This is a genomic window from Algoriphagus sp. (assembly GCF_046296635.1).
Lineage (GTDB): Bacteria > Bacteroidota > Bacteroidia > Cytophagales > Cyclobacteriaceae > Algoriphagus.
Map to the genome: position 1 here is coordinate 1 of NZ_JBKBKZ010000069.1, position 546 is coordinate 546.

Here is a 546-nt window from a genome sequence, read left to right on the forward strand (position 1 = left end):
TCTTACAAATCTTTTCCCTCTTTGAAACTCTCCAATTACGCCTAGTGGCTCCCTCTCAGTTTCCACTTCAATAAAACTAAATAACTGTTCACGATAAAAGGTATACTGCTTTTTACGAACTGTAAGCTCCGCTGTAAGCTCCGCTGTAAGCTCCGCAAATCTGTCAAGTATATAAACAATTTTATTTTGGATATCGAGTGATTTCCTTGGATTATCTGGACACGGAATAGGTATTTCTAGTTTTTCCTTTAAATTATTTGAACTTAAATTAGGCTGTGCTCCGCCTCCAGCAAGAACATACAAAAAATCAGATTTAGTTAGTAGAAAATGGTATAAAAAGCGATTATTAAGTATCTCTTTGTTAGGTATGAATTTGCCTACACGTTGATTTAAATAAGCATTTTCATTAAAATTGTAATAGCCAATTTTACCAGTGGTAGCACCAGACATGGCTATGAGTATATCTCCTTTTTTAACAGCGTAATTAAGTGGATTACCTGAACTATAATCAGATGGGTCAAAGTACTTTACGCTTGATAGGTCAAC

At 34.8% G+C, this 546-nt stretch carries 1 protein-coding gene; it reads right to left on the reverse strand.

The window, feature by feature from the left end; genetic code table 11:
- The coding region (locus tag ACK4HU_RS21985; RefSeq protein WP_409810364.1) for a restriction endonuclease subunit S at positions 1–546 on the reverse strand (546 nt) is incomplete at both ends.